The following is a 19064-nucleotide window of genomic DNA, read 5'->3' on the forward strand; positions in this document are numbered from 1 at the left end:
CGACCTCGTCCATGATGATGTACTTCTCGAACAATTGCAGCACGCGTTCTTCCTGCTCGAAGTCGGTGTCGACGATGAAGAAGTCGCCGGCGTTGTAGATGTACATGTCGGCGAGGATGTGTCCCTGGGCGTTGAGCAGGAAGTTGTAGTTGCCGCGGCCGGGCGCCAGGTCGCGGATGTTGTTCGTGACCATGCCGTTCAACCAGCGGACGCGGTCGTTGCCGCTGACGAACAGCTTGGCACGGTAGCCGAGGTCGTAGACGGCCGCGCCCGAGTGCAGCGCGGCATATTCCTTCGCCACATCCCCCAAGGACGCAGCGGTGATCGCGCCGCAAAACTCGCCCAAGCGGGCGCCGGCGGCAGCGAGCGCGTCATGGAGTGGGGTCTCGACCATAGCGGAACCTTCGATTATAGCTGTGCGCCGCGGCTTGGCCGGGGGCGGCGGACGGGCTATCATCGCCAGTCCCGCGCACGCAGTCCTAAGGAGGAACCCCATGCGAACGCTTCGCTTCCTCGCAGTCTCGCTCTGTCTGTTCGCAGCCGTCTCGCTCGTCGCGCAAGAGCATCGTCCCAAGCCGGTCCCCAATGCCGCGTTCGATCGCCTGAAGACGCTGGCGGGCGACTGGAAAGGGAAGTATGTCGGCCCGGAGGGTACGTTCGAGGGGATGGCGAACTTCAAGGTGGTCTCGGCGGGCTCGGCGATGATGCTGAGCATGGACGAGCACAACGAAGCCACCGAGATGATCACCATGTTCCATCCCGACGGCGAGAAGCAACTGATGGCGACGCACTACTGCTCGGGGCAGAACCAGCCGCGGATGCGGCTTACGGCGATGCCTGACGCGAGCGTACTCGAGTTCGATTTCGTCGACGGCACCAACCTGCGGGGCGGCCACATGAAGAAGCTGGTCATCACCATCGTCGACGCCGACCACCACGTCCAGACCTGGTCCTACGACGACGGCAAGGGCAACATGACGACGGCGAAGATGGAATACACGCGAGTGAAGAGCTAGTGGCGGAGAAGCGCATCGCCGTCGTCCCCGGCGACGGCATCGGCAAAGAAGTCATCCCGGCGGCGCTCGAGGTGCTGCGCGCGACGAACGCGCCGCTGGCGTTCACGGAGTTCGACTGGGGCGCCGACCGCTACCTCAAGGACGGCACCACGCTGCCGGGCTACGCGGACGAGTCGGGCTTTCGCAAGCTGGAGCGCGAGTTCGACGCCGTCTTCGTAGGGGCGCTGGGCGATCCGCGCGTGCCCACGAACATCCACGCCAAAGAGATCCTGCTGGGCATGCGCTTCAAGATGGACCTGTACGCGAACGTGCGGCCGGTGAAGTGCCTGGACGAGTCGCTCAACCCGCTGAAGCACGCCCAGGCCGCGGACATCGATTTCGTCGTGGTGCGCGAGAACACCGAGGGGCTGTACGTGGACCGCGGCAGCCTGACGGGCGAGGGCACGGCCGGCGAGGTCGCGATCCAGGAGGACTACAACACGCGCAAGGGCGTGGAGCGGGTGATCCGTTACGCGTTTGAACTGGCGCGGCGGGAAAAGCGCAGCAAGGTGCTGATGTCCGACAAGTCGAACGTGATGACCATCGCGCACGGGCTGTGGCAGCGCGTGTTCAAGCAGGTGGCGGCGGAGTACCCGGACATCAGCCCGTCGCACATGTACGTGGACGCGCTGTGCATGCAGATGGTACGCGAGCCGAAGCAGTTCGAGGTGATCGTGACCAACAACCTGTTCGGCGACATCATCACGGACTTGGCGGCGGCGCTGCAGGGCGGGCTGGGGATGGCGGCGAGCGGGAACATCCACCCGGGGAAGACGTCGCTGTTCGAGCCGGTGCACGGGTCGGCGCCGCCGCTGGCGGGCAAGGACATGGCCAACCCCATCGGCGCGGTCGCGACCGGGGCGATGATGCTCGCTCACCTTGGGCTGAAGCGGGAGTCAGAAAAGATAGACAAGGCCATCCTGGAAGCAGTGCGGCAGAAGAAGACGACGAGCGACGTGGGCGGGTCGCTGGGCACGAAGGCGTGCGCGGCGTTCCTCGCCGAGCAGGTCGCGCGCGGATAGGTCCGAATCAAATCCAAGAGGACTGATATGAAGATGAAGCGAATGCTGTGGGTACTGGTCCTGGCGCTGTGCGCGCCGGTCTTTGCGCAGCAAGCCGCGAAGCCGGCCGAGCCGGCGACGCTCAAGCCATACGACAACCTGGTGGTCGAGAACGTGCCGGCCATCCCGATGAGCCTGGTGGAAGACGTGGCGCGGTACACGGAATACCGCACCGCGGGCCTGCGGAGCTGGCATCCGACGAAGCGCGAGATGCTGATCGGCACGCGCTTCGCCGACACCGCGCAGATCCACCGGCTCACGACGCCGGGCGGCGCGCGCACCCAGCTCACGTTCTATCCCGACCGGGTGGGCGGCGGCTGGTACGAGCCGAAGCGCGGCAGCTACTTCGTGTTCTCCAAGGACAAGGGCGGCGACGAGTTCTTCCAGTTCTACCGCTACGACGTGGCGAGCGGCGACATCACGCTGCTGACCGACGGCAAGTCGCGCAACACCGACTGGAACTTCTCGAACAAGGGCGACCGCGCGGTCTACGGCTCGACGCGCCGCACCGGTGACGACGTCGACATCTGGATCATCGACCCGAAGGACCCGAAGACGGACAAGATGCTGCTGGAACTGAAGGGCGGCGGCTGGTCGGTGGAAGACTGGTCCCCGGACGACAGCAAGCTGGCGCTCGCGGAGTTCATCTCGGCGAACGAGAGCTACATCTGGATCGTCGACGTGGCGAAGGGGACGAAGGAGCTGTTCACGCCCAAGGGCGGCGAGAAGGTGGTCTACAACAACGTCAACTTCTCCAAGGACGGCAAGGGCCTGTACGTCACCACCGACAAGGAGAACGAGTTCCAGCGGCTGACCTACATCGACCTGGCGACGAAGAAGCACAGCTACCTGACGTCGCACATCCGGTGGGACGTGGACCAGGTGGAGCTGTCGGACGACGGCCGCACCATCGCGTTCCTGGTGAACGAGAACGGCATCGAGAAGCTGCACATGCTCGACACCAGGACCAACAAAGAGAAGCCGGCGCCCAAGCTGCCGGCAGGGAACGTGGCGGGTATCGAGTGGCACGACAACAACGTGGACCTGGCGTTCGGGCTCGACATGGCGAGCTCGCCGGTCGACGTGTGGTCGGTCAACGTGCGCACCGGCAAGGTGGACCGCTGGACGATGAGTGAGACCGGCGGCGCGGTGCTCACCGACCTGCAGGAGCCGGAGCTGGTGAAGTGGAAGAGCTTCGACGGCATGGAGATCTCCGGCTTCCTCTACAAGCCGCCGGCGAAGTTCGCCGGGAAGCGTCCGGTGATGATCAACATCCACGGCGGGCCGGAAGGGCAATCGTCGCCGGGCTTCCTGGGCCGCAACAACTACTACCTGAAGGAACTGGGCGTCGCCATCCTTTATCCCAACGTGCGCGGGTCGAGCGGCTACGGCAAGACGTTCCTGGCGGCCGACAACGGCTTCAACCGCGAGAAATCGTATTGGGACATCGGGGCGCTGCTCGACCACCTGAAGACGCGGCCGGACATCGACCCGGACAAGATCTTCATCATCGGAGGCAGCTATGGCGGGTTCATGTCGCTGCAGGTCTCGTGGAACTACTCGGACAAGATCTGCTGCTCGCTGGACTACGTCGGCATCTCGAGCCTGGTGACGTTCCTGGAGAACACCTCGGGCTACCGGCGCGACCTGCGGCGGGTGGAGTATGGCGACGAGCGCGACCCGAAGATGCGCGAGTTCATGCAGAAGATCGCGGCCATCAACAACGCCGAGAAGATCAGGAAGCCGATCTTCGTGGTGCAGGGGAAGAACGATCCGCGCGTGCCGGCGAGCGAGGCGCTGCAGATGGTGCAGAAGATCCGCGGCAGCGGGACGCCGGTGTGGTTCCTGATGGCCAACGACGAAGGACACGGCTTCGCGAAGAAGAAGAACGCCGACTACCTGTTCTACGCGACCGTGATGTTCCTGAAAGAGTACCTGCTGAAGTAAGTCGGATAGGATGGAGGGAGGCGGGCGGACTCGCCCGCCTCCTTTTATTCCCGGAGCCCTGATGCGCCTGTTCCGTGTCTTCGCCGTCCTCGTCGCCGCCGGCATTGCCGTGGCGGCGCAGCAGCCGCCTCCGCCCGCGCCGCCGCAGGCGCCTGAGAAGAAGGCGGAGCGGAAGATCACGCCCGCCGAGGCGAAGGAGCTGTTCGCGCAGGTCGACGAGATATTGCAGTTCGTCTCGAAAGACACCGGGTTGCCGATCAAGCACTCGGTGAAGCGCAAGCTCACGACGCGCGCCGAGCTGCGCAAGTACATCACCGAGCGCAACCGCGACGACGAAGAGACCAAGCGGCTGCAGCGCGCCTCCATCGTGCTGAAGAAGCTGGGGCTGATCCCGCGCGAGTTCGACCTCGACAAGTTCCTCGGCGACCTGCTGGAGGAGCAGGTGGCGGGCTACTACGACTCCAAGACGAAGACCGTGTACCTGCTGGACTGGATCGAGCCCGAAGGCCAGAAGCCGGTGCTGGCGCACGAGCTGACGCACGCGCTCCAGGACCAGAACTTCGACCTCGAGAAGTCGATGAAGAAGGCGTTGAAGGACGAGGACCAGGACGCGCTGCTGAAGAAGCGCGGCGAGCTGGAGGTCGGGATCGAGGAGCCCAGCACCGGACGGCAGGCGGTGGTCGAGGGACAGGCGATGGTCGTGCTGGTGGACTACATGCTGGCGCCGACCGGGCGGACCCTGCTGGACTCGCCGCTCATCGGGCAGATGCTGAAGGCGCAGACGGCGCGGATGAACGACATGCCGCAGTTGGCGAGCGCGCCGCTCTATCTGCGCGACGCGCTCATCTTCCCTTACACCTACGGCCTGGATTTCGTGCAGGAGATGATGCGGCAGGGAGGCAAGCAGGTGGCGTTCTCGGGCGTGCTGAATCGGGCGCCGCGCAACACGCACGAAGTCATGGATCCGGCGGCCTACCTGGCGAATGAGAAGCTCGAGCCGCTGCGGCTGCCCGACATGCTCGGCATCCTGGGAGAGACGTACGAGCCTTACGACGTGGGGAACGTGGGGCAGTTCGACGTCTACACCCTGCTGAAGCAGTTCGCGGGCGAGAAGACGGCGGAGCGGCTGGCGCCGGAGTGGCGGGGCGGAGCCTACTACGCCGCGGGCCGCCGCACCGGCAAGGCAGGGAACTTCGACTGCGCGGCGAAGCCGGCGGAGGCGAAGGCGCTGGAAGCGCAGCGCGTGGCGTGCCTGGCGATGCTGACCGAGACGCGCTGGAAGACGCCTGAGGCGGCGTCGCAGTGGGCGCACCGCTATGCCAGCCTGCTGCTGGTGAAGTACCGGTTCGCGCAGAGCCTGAATGACGAGGGCGAAAAAGCGAAGGCCACGGGCTCGGAAGAGAAGGCGCGCGAGCGCTGCTTCACCTGTGCGGGCGGCGAGCGCTGGATGACCGACGAGGGCATGGTCACGATCGAGCAGCAAGGGAGCGTGGTGCTGGTGCTGGAGACGTTCGACGACGCGGTCACGGCGAAGCTGCAGAAGGCGGCGGGAGCGCTGGCGAGTCCGCAGTCCACGGTCCACAGTCCACAGTAGGCGCCTTGTATAATCTCGCGTTCCTCTCACACACCGGAGCGCACATGGCGGAAGCAGAGATCGGGATCATCGGCGGTAGCGGGCTGTACCAGATGCCCGGGCTGACCGACCTCACCGAGAAGCAGGTCAACACCCCCTTCGGCAAGCCCTCGGACGCCTACCACCTCGGCACGCTCGAAGGGCGGCGCGTCGCGTTCCTGTCGCGGCACGGCCGCGGCCACCGCGTGAACCCCAGCGAGCTGAACTTCCGCGCGAACATCTACGGCTTCAAGGCGCTGGGTGTGGAGCGCATCCTGTCGGTGTCGGCGGTGGGGTCGCTCAAGGAAGAGCACAAGCCGCTGGAGTTCGTGCTGCCCGACCAGTTCATCGACCGCACGCGGCACCGCGTGGACACCTTTTTCGGCGAAGGCGTGGTGGTGCACATCGCATTCGCCGACCCGGTGTGCGCGGAGCTTTCCAAGGTCGCGCAGGCCGCGGGCAAGAAGGCGGACGTGACGGCGAAGCTGGGCGGGACCTACGTCTGCATGGAAGGGCCGCAGTTCTCGACGCGCGCGGAGTCGAACCTGTACCGCTCGTGGGGCGCCGACGTGATCGGGATGACGAACCTGCAGGAGGCGAAGCTCGCGCGCGAGGCGGAGCTCTGCTACACGACGGTCGCGATGGTGACCGACTACGACTGCTGGCATGACTCGCATGAGTCGGTGACCGTGGACCAGATCGTCGCCAACCTGCTGAAGAACGCCGAGAACGCGTGCGCGCTGGTGAAGCACGCCGTGGCGGCGATGCCGAAGCAGCGCGGCTGCAAGTGCGGCGCGGCCCTGGCCAACGCCATCCTGACCGATCGCAAGGCGATCCCGGCGGAGGTGAAGCAGAAGCTGCACCTGCTGCTCGGGAAGTACCTGGGCGAGAAGGCCGGGGCGTAGATGAGCTCGCTGCTCGTCGTCGGGTCGGTCGCGTTCGACACCATCCAGACGCCCTATGGGCGCAAGGAGCGCATCCTGGGCGGCTCGGCGACCTACTTCTCGCTTGCGGCCAGCTACTTCACCGACGTGCGCGTGATCGCCGTTGTGGGAGAAGACTTCGCGCCGGAACACGAGCAGGTGCTGCGCCGGCGCCGCGTGGACACGCGCGGCATCCAGCGCGCGAAAGGGAAGACCTTCCACTGGGCGGGCGAGTACGGCGAGAACCTTAACGAGGCGAAGACGCACCTCACCGAGCTGAACGTCTTCGAGACGTTCCGGCCGCAGATCCCGGCGGAGTACCAGGACTCGGAGTTCCTGTTTCTCGCCAACATCGACCCGGTGCTGCAGGCCGAGGTGCGGCGCAAGATGAGCGACGTGGAGCTGACCGGCGGCGACACCATGAATTTCTGGATCAGCGGCAAGCGCGCCGAACTGGGCGAGACGCTGAAGCTGGTAGACATCCTGCTGGTGAACGACGGCGAGGCGAAGATGCTGGCGGCGGACGCGAGCCTGCCGCGCGCGGCGCGGAAGATCCGCGCGATGGGACCGAAGGCGCTCGTCATCAAGCATGGCGAGTACGGCGCGACGATCTTCTTTTCCGACCAGCGGCACCCGTTCCGCGCGCCCGCGCTGCCGCTCGACGAGGTGCGCGACCCGACCGGCGCCGGCGACAGCTTCGCCGGCGGCTTCATGGGCTACATCGCATCGCAGGGCACGCTCGACGGCGACGTACTGAAACGCGCGATGTTCTACGGCGGCGTGATGGGCTCGTTCGCGGTGGAGCGCTTCGGGACCGAGCGGCTACAGGAGCTGACGCGTGAGGAGATCGACCTGCGCTTCGAACTGTTCCGCGAGCTGACGCACCTGGAGTAGTCCACAGCCCACGGCCCACAGTGGCCGTGAGCTATCTTTCGGAGGGGCGCGGCTTTGGCCGCGCCGAAAAGCTCTGGAGAAGAAACCGGCTTTAGCCGCTGAGGCAACGAACCACGATCCCTGGATCGTCGCTGGGCTCTCTGCCCTCGCGTCCCTGGCGGCGTTTGTCTATTACTACCGCAGCGGCGAGTTCCTGCTGTATGGCGACGCGGTCGCTCACATCACCATCGCGCGGCGCGTGTTCGACTCGCAGACGCCGAGCCTCTTCGGATTCGGGACGGTGTGGCTGCCGCTGCCGCACGTGCTCATCCTGCCGTTCATCGTGCCGCTCGGCTGGTGGCAGTCGGGCGTGGGCGGGTCTGTGTATTCGATGGCGGCGTACGTGCTCGCGTGCGTCGGGCTCTACCGGCTGACGCTGCGGCTGACGGAGTCGCGCGCGGCGGCGGGGCTGGCGGCGGCGGTCTTCGCGCTCAACCCGAACCTGCTGTACATGCAGGCGACCGCGATGACGGAGTCGCTGTATCTCGCGCTCTTCCTCTGGGCGACAGCGTACTTCACGGAGTTCGTGGAGGAGTCGCGCTCGCCCTCGGACGGGTGGGGACCGGCGACTCGCCGGTCCAGCGCGGGCGAGTCGCCCGCGCCTACCGGAGAAGATGGATACCGTCGCGCTTCGCGCGCAGCGACGAAGTGCGGCCTGTGCATCGCGGCGATGGTGCTCACGCGCTACGACGGATGGTTCGCCGGGCCGTTCTTCGTGGCGGCGGCGCTGGCAGTGCTGGTGCGGCGCCGCGGCTGGCAGTTCCTGGAGCAGAAGCACGCGCCGCTCTGGCGCGGCGTGCGCAACCTGGCGCTGATCGCGTTGGCGGCGCCCGTCTTCTGGCTGGCCTACAACTGGGTGCTGAACGGGCATCCGCTGGACTTCGCGCTTGGGCCATATTCGGCGAAGGCCATCGCGGAGCGGACCTCGACGCCCGGCGTCTTCCATCCCGGCCATCACGACCTGTGGGTGGCGCAGACGTTCGTCCGCAAAGCGGCGGAGATGAACCTGGCCGAAGGCGCCTGGCAGCACGTGCTCTTCTTCGGCGCGCTCGCGTGCCTGGGGATCGCGCTGACGGTCAGCCGCCGATGGCTGCCGGTGCTGCTGTTGTGGCTGCCGTGGGCGTTCTACGCGCTTTCGGTCGCCTACGGCAGCGTGCCCATCTTCCTGCCGGTGTGGTGGCCGCACTCCTACTACAACGTGCGCTACGGCTTGCAGTTGTTGCCGGCGGTGGCGGTGAGTCTGGGCCTGATGTGGGCGCTCGCGGAGACGACGCGCCTGCGGTATCGCGCCATCGCGAACCTGGCGCAGCTCGTGATCGTGGTGGCTGCGCTCGGGCCGCTCCCCTACGTGTGGCGCGCGACGCCGATCACCCTGCGCGAAGCCCAGGCCAACGGGAAGCGGCGCGTCGCGGTGGAACGCATGGTGGCGGAGACGCTGCGGGAGCTGCCGGCGGAGTCGCGCATCATGGTCTATCTCGGCGAGCACGGCGGCGCGCTGCAGCAAGCGGGCATCCCGCTGAAGCGCACCATCAACGAGAGCACGCACCTGCGCTCGGAGATGCCGCACGGGCTGTGGGAGCGGGCGCTGGAGGATCCGAAGCCGTACGCGGACGTCCTGGTCGCGTTTCCCGGCGACCCGGTGGCGCGCGCGGCCGGCGAGCACAAGGCCGACCTGCTGACGCTCACGGTGATCGACTACAACGGCGAGGAAGCGGCCGTGCTCTACGCGGTGAAGCGCGCGCGCTAAGGATGTAGAATCGCTCGACTTTATGCACGGGCTATCGCAGGAGCTGACGACGTTCGACTCGCTGTTCCTGTCGCAGGCGATCCTGCGGCTGGTGCTGGCGGCGGTGCTGGGCGGAGTGGTCGGGCTGGAGCGCGAGCTGAAGCGCAAGCCCGCCGGGCTGCGGACCACGATGTTCCTCTGCATCGGGTCGGCGATGTTCACGCTGCTCTCCGACAAGCTTGCGCAGACCTACGGCGGGGACCACACGCGCATCGCGGCGCAGATCATCCCGGGCATCGGGTTCATCGGCGCGGGCGCCATTTTGCATGCGAAGGGCAGCGTCACCGGGCTCACCACCGCGGCGAGCCTGTTCATGATCGCTTCCATCGGGATGGCGGTCGGCGGCGGGCTGTACCTGGTCGCGATCTTCGCCACCGTGCTGGTGGTGCTCGTGCTCTACGCGCTCGGCCGGCTGGAGCAAAAGCTGGAGCAGAAGCTGGGCGCGCCCGGAGACGCCGAGTAAGACGATGCCCGCGATCCCGTTCGTCAAAGCGTCGGCGTGCGGCAACGACTTCCTGCTGATCGACGGGATGCACGCCCCCGCCGACCTGCCGGCGTTCGCCAAGAAGATCTGCGACCGGCACAACGGCGTGGGCGCCGACGGCGTGGAGTGGCTGCTGCCCGACAAGGAAGCCACGGTGCGCGCGCGGCTGTTCAACGCCGACGGCTCCGAGGCCGAGATCAGCGGCAACGGCACGCGCTGCGTGGCGGCGCACTGGATCGCAGAGCACAGCGGCGACACAGTCACCGTGCGGACCGGCGCCGGCATCAAGCGCTGCAGACTGACCGCGCGCCAGGAGAACGAGTTCTGGTTCGAGATGGACATGGGCGAGCCGCAGATCGGCGACGAGTTCCCCATCAAGCTGGCGTTCGGCGAGGTACGCGGCATCCCGGTCTCCATGGGGAACCCGCACTTCGTGGTATTCGTCTCGGGATTCGGGCCGGGCTGGCAGGCGGAGGCGGCCGAGATCGGCAAGCACCACGACTTCAAGTATGGGATCAACGTTGAGCTCGTCAAGCCGTCCCGCGGCGACGAGATCGAGACGCGCTTCTTCGAGCGCGGCGTAGGCGAGACGCGGTCGTCGGGGACCGGCTCGTGCGCCTCGGCGGTGGCGGCCATCCACGCCGGGAAGGCGGCGTCGCCGCTGAAGGTGGTGGCGCCGGGCGGGGTGCAGACGGTCCACTGGGAGGGCCAGTCGGTCTACCTCAACGGACCGGCGCAGCTGGTCTGCCGCGGGGAATACTTCGTTTAAGATGGGCGGGATGCCCACGCCGCCACCGCCCCGCGTGAAGCCGCCCGCGCTCCAGCCGGGCGATACCGTCGCCATCGTGGCGCCGGCGTCGAACATCCAGCCCGGGCTGCTCGAGGCGGGCGTGCTCACGCTCGAGCGCATGGGCTACCGGCCGTTCTACCTGCCCTCCATCCTCGACCAGGACCTTTATTTCGCCGGGACGGTGAAGCGGCGCGCGCGCGAGCTGGAAGAGATGTTCGAGCGCGAGGACGTGCGCGCCATCCTGTGCGCGCGCGGCGGGTACGGCGCGAACTACCTGCTGGAAGAGCTCGACATCGAGAAGATCGCGGCGCATCCGAAGATCTTCTGCGGATACAGCGACCTGACGACGCTGCTCACGTATTTCGCCGACGAGGCGGGCTTCGTGACGTTCCACGGTCCGATGATCACGAAGGACTTCGCCGCCAATGACGGCGTGCACCTGGAATCATGGAAGTCGGCGGTCGGCGGGAAGCGGGAGTGGGACGTGGCGAGCGGCCGCGCGCTGCGCGTGCTGGTGAAGGGAAGCGCGGAGGGCGTGCTGTACGGCGGGTGCCTGTCGCTGCTGGCCGCCTCGCTCGGCACGCCGTACGAGATCGCGACCGACGGCGCCATCCTCTTTCTGGAGGATGTGAGCGCGAAGCCCTACCAGATCGACCGCATGCTGATGCAGCTGAAGCTGGCGGGGAAGTTCGACGGCGTGCGCGGCATCCTGTTCGGCGAGATGCTGGACTGCATCCAGCATCCGGAGCAGACGTACACGCTGGAGGAAGTCGTGACCCGCGTGGTCGGCGACCTGGGCGTGCCGGTGGTGTACGGGCTGCGCTCCGGGCACGTGGCGGGCGAGAACATCACGCTGCCCATCGGCGTGCGGGCGCAGGTGCGGGCGCAGGCGGAAGCGCGCGTCACCATCGTGGAAGCGGCGACCGAGCCGCGGTCGTCGTCCGCGCAAAGCAGCCAGTCGGCCCGAGGGCGCTCGTAGCATGCGCGCCGGCGACGCATCGCAGCAGCACGTCCACCTCATTGGCATCTGCGGCACCGCGATGGCCTCGCTCGCCGGCATGCTGAAGCAGCGCGGGTTCAAGGTCACCGGGTCGGACAACGCGGTGTATCCGCCGATGTCCGACTTCCTCGCGTCGCTCAACATCCCGGTGGCGCAGCCCTATGGCGAAGCGAACCTGAAGCCGCGGCCCGACCTGGTGGTGGTGGGCAACGCGATCTCGCGCGGCAATCCGGAACTGGAGTACGTGCTCGACGAGCGCATCGTCTTCCGCTCGCTGCCGCAGGTGGTGCAGGAGCAGTTCCTGCGGACCCGGCAGTCGCTGGTGGTCGCGGGCACGCACGGCAAGACCACCACGACCTCGATGCTGGCCTGGATCTTTGCGACGGCGAACAAGAACCCGTCGTTCCTGATCGGCGGCATCGCGGAGAACTTCGGCTCCAGCTTCGCCGTGAAGCAGGGCCAGCACTTCATCATCGAGGGCGACGAGTACGACACGGCGTTCTTCGACAAGGGCCCGAAGTTCCTGCACTACCTGCCGCAGTCGGCCATCCTGACGAGCGTGGAGTACGACCACGCCGACATCTACCCCGACCTCGACGCGGTGAAGACGGCGTTCCAGCGGCTGGTGAACCTGGTGCCGCGCAAGGGCTTCCTGGTCGCGCACGACAACGACGGGAACGTGGACGAGTGCCTGGCGAAGGCATTCTGCACGGTCGAGCGCTACGGGTTCCGCGAGGGTTCGCACTGGCGCATCGCGGGCGTCGAATACCAGCCGGAGCGCACGATGTGGCGCGTGGAGAAGGAAGGGAAGCCGTGGGCGGAGCTGGAGATGGGGCTCACCGGCGAGTACAACGTGCTGAACGCGACCGCGGCGGCGGCGCTGGCGTCGCACTACGACATCGCGCCCACCAAGGTCGCCGAGGCGCTGAAGAGCTTCAAGAGCGTGAAGCGGCGGCTGGAGGTGAAGGCCGAGGTGGCCGGCATCACCATCATCGACGACTTCGCGCACCACCCCACGGCGATCGCCGGCACGCTCAAGGCGGTGCGGACCCGCTGGCCGGACAGGCGCGTGTGGGCCATCTTCGAGCCGCGCTCGAACACGCTGCGCCGCAAGGTGTTCGAGGACGAGCTGATCAAGAGCCTCGCGCTGGCCGACGCGGTCGCGATCGCGAGCGTCTTCCGGCCGGAGGCCATCCCCGAAGGCCAGCGGCTGGAAACGTCGGCGCTCGTCGCCGGGCTGAAGAAGCTGGGCAAGGCAGCGTCGGAATTCCCCGACGCCGACGCCATCGTCGCCAGGCTGGCGCCGGCGATGCGGCCGGGCGAGGTCGTCGTCATCCTGTCGAACGGCGGATTCGGCGGCATCTATGAGAAACTTCCGGAACGCCTGAAAACCCTCCACGAGGTCCCGAGCAAAGCTTGAGACGCCAGATCGCGCTCACCTTATTGCTGTTCGCCGCGGTCACGGCCTGGGCCTCGCCCGCCGTGCCGGTCGATTACACCGTCTCGCTGCGCGACGCGCGCGCGCACCTGGTGCGGGTCCGCATGCAACTGGCCGGCACCGCCGCCGAGCGCGACATCCAGCTGCCGGTGTGGAACGCGCTCTACCAGATCCGCGACTTCGCGCAGTACGTGCGGTACGTGCGCGCGACGGACGCGCAGGGCCGCGCGCTGCCCGTGCGCAAGCTCGACAAGACGACGTGGCGCATCTCGGGCGCGGAGGCGGGCGCGAGCGTGGAGTACCTGGTCTACGCCGACGTCTCCGGGCCCTACAGCATGCAGGTGAACAACGAGCACGCGTTCTTCAACCTGGCGCAGCTGCTGATGTACCCGGTGGACGCGCGCGAAGCCGCGATGACGGTGAAGTTCACCGACGTGCCGTCCGGGTGGACGATCGCCACGCCGCTGGCGGTGCTCGACGAGCGCAGCCACACCTACACCGCGCGGAACTACGACCGGCTGGTGGACGGGCCGGTGGACATCGGGAAGCTGGAGCGGACTTCCTACGACCAGGATGGCGCGCGCTACCACATCGTGGTCGACGCCGAGCCGGGCGACTTCAACATGGACGCCGTGGTCACGATGGCCAAGAAGATCACCAAGTCCACGGTGGAGTGGATGAGCGAGCGGCCGTTCACGGAGTACACGTTCTTCTACCACTTCCGGCACGGGCCGGGCTCGGGCGGCATGGAGCACGCGTACTCGACCGTCATCGACCTGAATGCGGAGCGGTTGCAGGATTCGCCGCTCGACTTGCCGAGCCTGACCGCGCACGAGTTCTTCCACCTCTGGAACGTGAAGCGGCTGCGGCCGGCGTCGCTCGAGCCCATCGACTACACCAGGGAGCAGTACACGCGCTCGCTGTGGTTCAGCGAGGGCTTCACCTCAACCGTGGGCGACCTGATGCTGGCGCGCACCGGCTACTTCGACGAGCGCGGATACCTGGGGAACCTGGCGCAGGAGATCCGCACGCTGCAGCTGCGGCCCGCGCACAGAACACAGAGTGTGGAGGATTCGTCGCTCGACACCTGGTTCGACAAGTATCCGCAGTACCGGCTGCCCGACCGCTCCATCTCGTACTACAACAAGGGCGAGATCCTGGGCGTGCTGCTCGACCTCGCGCTGCGCGACGCGACCAACGGCCGCAAGAGCCTGCGCGAGCTCTTCCAGTACATGAACACGAAGTACGCGCACGAGGGGCGGCCGTTCCCGGATGGCGCCGGCGTGCGCGAGGCCGCCGAGGCGATCAGCGGAAAGGACTTCGGGTGGTTCTTCACGCGCTACGTCTCGGGGCTCGACGAGCTGCCGTACGACCAGATGTTCGCGACGGTGGGGTTGCGGCTGAACCGCAAGCAGATCACCATTCCGTATGTCGGGTTCACGACGGTGCGGAACTTCGACCAGCCGCCGGTCGTGGTGCTGATCGAAGAGGGCAGCGAAGCGCAGCGCGCGGGACTGGAGCAGGGCGACCAGGTCGTCGCGGTGAACGGCCGCACGCTGACCGGCGACCTCGACGCGCGGCTCGCCGAGCTGCGCGTGGGCGACACCGTGAAGCTGCGCGTGGTCGGCCGCAAGGGTTCGCGCGAGCTCAAGCTCACGCTGGGAGGCCACGCGCAGGACGAATACAGCTTCTCGGACCTGGAGCGCGTGACGCCGCCGCAACGCGCTCGCCGCACCGCCTGGCTGCGCGGCGAGGCAGAGCCATAGTGCGGCAAGCGGTCGCCATCTTGCGCACCGCGCTCGTCCTGCTGTTCCTCGTCCTCTATCTGCCGCTGGCGGCGCTGGCTGCATTCCCCTGGACGTTCCTCACCGGCAGCGTGGAGTTTCTCTACGCCTGCGGCATGTTCGGCGCGCGGGCGGCGGTGCGGCTGGCCGGCATCCGCGTGAAACGGGAGGGGCTGGAGCACATCGACCCGAAGGCGACCTACATCTACATGTGCAACCACGTGTCGAACATCGACCCGCCGGTGGTGGTGCCGGCGCTCCCGCGCCGGACTTCGGTGCTGGTGAAGAAGGAGCTGTTCAAGATCCCCATCCTCGGCCGCGCGATGCGGCTGGGGTCGCTGGTGCCGGTGGACCGCTCGAACCGCGACGCCGCCATCCAAAGCCTGCGCGCCGCCGGCGACGTGATGCGCGCCGGCATCAACATGACGGTGTTTCCCGAGGGCACGCGCTCGCGCGAGGGCAAGCTGCTGCCGTTCAAGAAGGGCCCGTTCTACCTCGCGATGGAGACCGGCGTGCCCGTGGTGCCGATGACCATCCTCAACAGCTTCGAGCTGATGCCCAAGGGACAAAGCTACGCGCTGCCGGGCATGGTGCGCGTGCTGTTCCACGAGCCGCTCGACCCGGCGAAGTTCAGCGACAAGGACCAGTTGATGGCGGCGGTGCGCAGCGCGATCGCGGCGCCGCTGCCGGAACAGAGAAGGTAGGAGCGCCGGCCTCCGGCCGGCAGGACCGGCGGCAGCTTGCCGCCGGCAAGGAGGAAAGGTGGCCGACAAAGTTCACTTCGAGCGTTCGCAACCCATCCTGCGGGTGGAAGACATGCAGCGTGCGCTGCACTTCTATCTCGGCAAGCTGGGGTTCAAGAAAGCCGAGTGGAGCACCAACGACTTCGCGATGGTCGAGCGCGACGGCGCGTCCATGTACCTCTGCCGCAGTGCGCAGGGAAAAGGCGGCGCGTGGGTGTGGCTCGGCGTGGACGACGCGCGCAAGCTGCACGAGCAGCTCAAGGCCGCGGGGGCGAAGATCATCCTGCCGCCGACCAACTACCAGTGGGCGCTGGAGTTCCAGGTGGAAGACCCGGACGGCAACGTGCTGCGGCTGGGGTCGGAGCCGGAGTAGCTATTTCGGATGGACGTCGACCGCCCACTGCACCGCGCCGGCGTCGGAGATGCGCACCTCGATGACGCCGGTGGAGTCCTTCTCGACGCGCGGGCCCTTGGCGCTGTGGAGCTGGTTTGCGGAATCGTAGAAGCGGAGCGTGAGGTCGGCGGAGTCGGGGATGGGGACGTTGCGCTCGCGCGTCTCGCCGGGGCGCAGCTCGGCGACGCCGAACATGCGTCCGTAGTTCAGCTCGACCTCAGTCACGGGCTTCGTCCCGACATTCTTGATGCGGACGATGGCGCGCGGGGAAGAGCAGGCCAAGAGCAGCAAGACAAAAGCCAACCACAAAGGACACAAAGTACGCACCAAGGTCCTCCGTGAGGCCCTTCGTGAAACCCTTGTGCCCTTTGTGGTGTGGCTTTTCAGGAGTCTTCTTCTCAAAACTTCTTTTCGATGATGCGCGCGCTCACCACGACGCCGGGCTCGCCGCCGGCCAGTTTGAGCGGGAAGACGAGCACGTTCCAGACGTAGCGCGGGTTCTTCTTGGGCAGGTGCGGGATGCCGCGCATGCCGCGGTCGATGTAGGTCTCGCGCGTCTCGGCGACGGTCTTCACGATCTCGCGCCACTCCTCGGCGAGCTCCGGGAAGCTCTCGAACAGGTTCTTGCCGACGAACCAGTCGCGCTTCTTCTCGAACAGGCTGGCGAAGTAATCGTTGACGTACTGCCAGTCGCCGGCGGCGTCGAGGATCTCGAGCGCGACGTCGTCGCCCATGGCCATGGAGATGCGCGAGTAGTAGAAGTCGCGGGCGTCGACCACGACGGGCTTGCCGCGCTTCTTGGCTTCGAAGCTGCGGAGCGCGGCGATCAGGTCGTCGGTCGAGCTGTAGCCCTTGAGCAGGTGCATGTCGGCGATGCCGCCGAACTTCCGCTCCAGCGTGGCCGACAGGATGATGATGGGCACCTGCGGGCGCTTCTTGCGGAGTGAGTCGGCGACGTCGGTGCCGAACTTGCCCGCGCCCAGGTGGTAGTCGAGGACGGCGATGTCGATCTCGTGCAGCTTGGCCTCGGCCTCTTCGATGGAGGCTGCCGTCACGGCTTCGTAGCCGTGCTGGCGGATGATGGTCGAGCGCAAGAGAAGGTTTTCTTCGCGGTCGTCGAGCAGCAGCACGCGGATGGGCTTGGGGTCGTTGCGCGCGACGACGCGCAGTCCCGGTCCCTTGGGCTCGTCGGGCATCAGTCCTTGCCTCCGCGCAGCTTCTTCGCCAGCTCGGGCAGTTTATTGAAGATGGCGACCGCGCGCAGCCATTGCCGGTTCTCGATCGCGGGGTAGCCGGAGACGACCTTGCCGGCCTCGACGTCGTTGGGGATGCCGCTCTGCGCGGTGGCGACGGCGCCGTCGCCGATCTTGCAGTGGCCCGCGACGCCGACCTGGCCGGCGAGGATGACGTTCTTGCCGACCTCGGTGGACCCGGCCAATCCGACCTGGGCGCACAGCAGCGTGTTCTCGCCCACCGACGAGCCGTGGCCGACCTGCACGAGGTTGTCGACCTTCGCGCCCTCGGCGACGCGGGTCTCGCCCACCGAGGCGCGGTCGATGCAGGCGTTCGCCTGGACTTCCACGTTCGAGGCGATGACCACGCGGCCCGACTGCACGATCTTGTGCCACTTGCCGGCGTCGTCCTTGGCGAAGCCGAAGCCGTCGGCGCCGATGACCACGCCGTTCTGCAGGATGACGTTGTCGCCGAGCTCGCAGTGCTCGCGCACCACCGCGTGCGCGTGCGCGAAGAAGTTCCTGCCGATCCTGGCGCCGCGGTAGATCACGACGTGGGCGAGCAGCGTGGCGTGGTCGCCGATGGTCACGTCTTCCTGGACGATGACGTAGGGGCCGACGTGAGCATTCTTGCCGAGCTTCGCCGACTGGTGCACGCGCGCCGTCGGGTCGATGCCGGGCGCGTACTGCGGCGGCTGGTAGAAGAGTTCGATGGCCCTGGCGAAGGCAAGATACGGGTTCCTGGTGCGCAGCGTCGGCTTGTCGAGGGCTGGGAAGTTCTCGTCGACGATGACGGCGGAGGCCTGCGTGGTCTTGGCGGCGGCCGCGTACTTGGGGTTGGCGACGAAGGTAAGGTGCCCGTGCGCGGCTTCCTCGATGCCGGCGACGCCGGTGATCTCGGCGTCCGCTCCGTCGAGACGCGCTCCTAGCTTGGCGGCGATGGCAGAGAGCTTCATCGCGAACCAGCGATTCTAACGGAGGAGGGAGGATGTGGCGAGAGAAGGGAGGAAACGCGACCACGGATTCCGGTAAACCTGAAGATGCGACAACCTGCTAGTGCGCCAGTCCCGCACAGCGGGACGGCATTCGTAAGCCCAGCACGTAAGTGCTGGGAGAGCGGTTCCCCATTCCGGCAGAGTCCCTTCAGGGACGGCACTAGAAACCGTCGCCGGCCTTGATGCCTGCTGCCCGCAAGAACTCCAAAAACTCGGCTCGACAATCGCGCTTCGCGTGGTGCTGCCTCTGGTGGGCGATGTACTCCTTGACCCGCACGGCGCCTGCGACGGACTCACGCTCAGCGCTCCGAACCCTTCCTGCCACGAGAATTCTTCACCATGCTCCGCCATCCAGCGCGATGAGTTGGCCTTGAACTTCTGCATCGCCGTCGAGAGCGCGATCTTCTGGTCGAGCACGAACAGCAGATGGACGTGGTTCTCGGTTCCGCCCGCGGCCATCACGGGGCAGCCCAGATTCTTGCCGATGCCAACGAAATACGCCCAGAGGTTCTCCTGGCGGTCTTCCGGGATGAGCGGCTGGCGTTCCTTGGTGGCGAAGAACGCGTGGACAAGATTGCTGTTGTAGGAGTGGCTCATGTGCCGTCCTCCGGACTCCGGAGTGTGATGGGGCGCGCGTCCCCAGCAGTTACGTGCTGGGCTAACGAATGCCGCCCTGCGGGCTCGATTGTGCCGGGCTTGGCGGCCTCGGCTATGAGAGATGAGAGTTTGTTCTGAGTTCGGAACAGCCCTGACGCCAGCACTGACGAGAATGGAGCCTACTCCCGGAACAGCTCTTCCTGCCCTGCCGGGGCGGCGGCGGCTTTGCGGCGGCGGCCGGCGGCGCCGCCGATGACGGCCAGCACGGTCAGCGAGTCGAGCGCGGTGCG

The 19064-nt window shown here is 66.9% G+C and carries 19 protein-coding genes; 14 read left to right on the plus strand and 5 right to left on the minus strand.

From position 1 onward, the window contains the following. The coding region (locus VLA96_00040) for a hypothetical protein (protein ID HSE47576.1) at positions 1 to 394 on the minus strand (394 nt) is incomplete at its 3' end. A gap of 100 nt (positions 395 to 494) precedes the next feature. Here VLA96_00040 and VLA96_00045 point away from each other — a divergent pair. From VLA96_00045 to VLA96_00110, 14 genes are all read left to right on the plus strand, one after another. Continuing rightward, a complete protein-coding gene (locus VLA96_00045) occupies positions 495 to 1016 on the plus strand; it encodes a hypothetical protein (protein ID HSE47577.1) in 522 nt (173 codons plus the stop codon). Beyond that, complete coding sequence (locus VLA96_00050) at positions 1016 to 2077, plus strand: isocitrate/isopropylmalate dehydrogenase family protein (GenBank protein HSE47578.1); 1062 nt, start codon at positions 1016 to 1018, stop codon at positions 2075 to 2077. Before VLA96_00045 ends, VLA96_00050 begins: the two co-directional genes overlap by 1 nt. A gap of 27 nt (positions 2078 to 2104) precedes the next feature. Then, complete coding sequence (locus tag VLA96_00055; protein HSE47579.1) at positions 2105 to 4063, plus strand: prolyl oligopeptidase family serine peptidase; 1959 nt, start codon at positions 2105 to 2107, stop codon at positions 4061 to 4063. A gap of 61 nt (positions 4064 to 4124) precedes the next feature. Continuing rightward, positions 4125 to 5657 (plus strand): hypothetical protein, encoded by a 1533-nt coding sequence (locus tag VLA96_00060; protein HSE47580.1) that lies wholly within the window; start codon positions 4125 to 4127, stop codon positions 5655 to 5657. A gap of 44 nt (positions 5658 to 5701) precedes the next feature. Then, positions 5702 to 6580 (plus strand): S-methyl-5'-thioadenosine phosphorylase, encoded by an 879-nt coding sequence (mtnP, locus tag VLA96_00065; GenBank protein ID HSE47581.1) that lies wholly within the window; start codon positions 5702 to 5704, stop codon positions 6578 to 6580. Further along, on the plus strand, positions 6581 to 7492 hold the full coding sequence (locus VLA96_00070) for a PfkB family carbohydrate kinase (GenBank protein HSE47582.1): 912 nt from the start codon (positions 6581 to 6583) through the stop codon (positions 7490 to 7492). Between the two features lie 238 nt (positions 7493 to 7730). Further along, positions 7731 to 9278: a hypothetical protein gene (locus VLA96_00075; protein HSE47583.1), complete on the plus strand. Its 1548-nt coding sequence runs from the start codon at positions 7731 to 7733 to the stop codon at positions 9276 to 9278. Positions 9279 to 9300: 22 nt separating this feature from the next. Then, positions 9301 to 9780: an MgtC/SapB family protein gene (locus VLA96_00080; GenBank protein ID HSE47584.1), complete on the plus strand. Its 480-nt coding sequence runs from the start codon at positions 9301 to 9303 to the stop codon at positions 9778 to 9780. A 4-nt stretch (positions 9781 to 9784) separates the two neighbouring features. Beyond that, positions 9785 to 10570, plus strand: a complete 786-nt coding sequence (dapF, locus tag VLA96_00085; protein ID HSE47585.1) for a diaminopimelate epimerase — start codon at positions 9785 to 9787, stop codon at positions 10568 to 10570. Between the two features lie 10 nt (positions 10571 to 10580). Then, on the plus strand, positions 10581 to 11570 hold the full coding sequence (locus VLA96_00090; protein HSE47586.1) for an LD-carboxypeptidase: 990 nt from the start codon (positions 10581 to 10583) through the stop codon (positions 11568 to 11570). Between the two features lies 1 nt (position 11571). Further along, positions 11572 to 13011 (plus strand): UDP-N-acetylmuramate:L-alanyl-gamma-D-glutamyl-meso-diaminopimelate ligase, encoded by a 1440-nt coding sequence (gene mpl, locus VLA96_00095; GenBank protein HSE47587.1) that lies wholly within the window; start codon positions 11572 to 11574, stop codon positions 13009 to 13011. Beyond that, positions 13008 to 14795, plus strand: a complete 1788-nt coding sequence (locus VLA96_00100; protein HSE47588.1) for a PDZ domain-containing protein — start codon at positions 13008 to 13010, stop codon at positions 14793 to 14795. The genes mpl and VLA96_00100 overlap by 4 nt, the downstream gene beginning before the upstream one ends. Continuing rightward, entirely contained in the window at positions 14795 to 15517 is a 723-nt protein-coding gene (locus tag VLA96_00105) for a lysophospholipid acyltransferase family protein (GenBank protein ID HSE47589.1), read from the plus strand. The genes VLA96_00100 and VLA96_00105 overlap by 1 nt, the downstream gene beginning before the upstream one ends. 58 nt (positions 15518 to 15575) lie before the next feature. Beyond that, positions 15576 to 15929 (plus strand): VOC family protein, encoded by a 354-nt coding sequence (locus VLA96_00110; protein HSE47590.1) that lies wholly within the window; start codon positions 15576 to 15578, stop codon positions 15927 to 15929. Here VLA96_00110 and VLA96_00115 read toward each other — a convergent pair whose 3' ends face one another. From VLA96_00115 to VLA96_00130, 4 genes are all read right to left on the minus strand, one after another. Beyond that, positions 15930 to 16241 (minus strand): hypothetical protein, encoded by a 312-nt coding sequence (locus VLA96_00115; GenBank protein HSE47591.1) that lies wholly within the window; start codon positions 16239 to 16241, stop codon positions 15930 to 15932. It abuts the gene before it with no gap. Between the two features lie 107 nt (positions 16242 to 16348). Continuing rightward, positions 16349 to 17146 (minus strand): response regulator, encoded by a 798-nt coding sequence (locus VLA96_00120; protein HSE47592.1) that lies wholly within the window; start codon positions 17144 to 17146, stop codon positions 16349 to 16351. Then, positions 17146 to 18138 (minus strand): UDP-3-O-(3-hydroxymyristoyl)glucosamine N-acyltransferase, encoded by a 993-nt coding sequence (gene lpxD / locus VLA96_00125; protein HSE47593.1) that lies wholly within the window; start codon positions 18136 to 18138, stop codon positions 17146 to 17148. The genes VLA96_00120 and lpxD overlap by 1 nt, the downstream gene beginning before the upstream one ends. Before the next feature lie 15 nt (positions 18139 to 18153). After that, on the minus strand, positions 18154 to 18774 hold the full coding sequence (locus VLA96_00130) for a transposase (GenBank protein ID HSE47594.1): 621 nt from the start codon (positions 18772 to 18774) through the stop codon (positions 18154 to 18156). Between the last annotated feature and the right edge of the window lie 290 nt (positions 18775 to 19064).

It is taken from the genome of Terriglobales bacterium (assembly GCA_035457425.1).
Classification (GTDB): domain Bacteria; phylum Acidobacteriota; class Terriglobia; order Terriglobales; family Acidobacteriaceae; genus JACPNR01.